The organism is Corallococcus sp. RDP092CA (assembly GCF_041903675.1).
GTDB lineage: Bacteria > Myxococcota > Myxococcia > Myxococcales > Myxococcaceae > Corallococcus.
The window spans coordinates 1-237 of sequence record NZ_JAYESI010000199.1 but is presented as its reverse complement, the minus strand read 5'-3'; the positions used below and the strand labels follow the sequence as shown (position 1 = coordinate 237).

1 protein-coding gene is annotated in these 237 nt (G+C 69.2%); it reads right to left on the bottom strand.

Annotation, left to right across the window (positions count from 1 at the left end; translation table 11 throughout):
• Positions 1-237 (bottom strand): hypothetical protein (locus tag U8525_RS34750; protein WP_374271015.1); only part of this gene is annotated, 237 nt, incomplete at both ends.

Here is a 237-nt window from a genome sequence, read left to right as displayed (position 1 = left end):
CTTCCACCTTCAACTCAGGCTGGGCCGTGGGGCCATGGCCACGCCGCAGCTTCGTGCGCGGAGACTTCGCGGGCTTCTCCCCATGCTTCTCGCTGGAGGCGCCGAACAGTCGCCTCTGCAGGAGGGCCAACTGCTGCTTGAGTCCCTCGAGCTCCAACTGCAGCCGCGCCTGCGCGTCCTCGCCCTTGAGACGGGCATTCTCGAGGGCGAGGGCCTCGAGGCGCTGGTGCAGCCGGG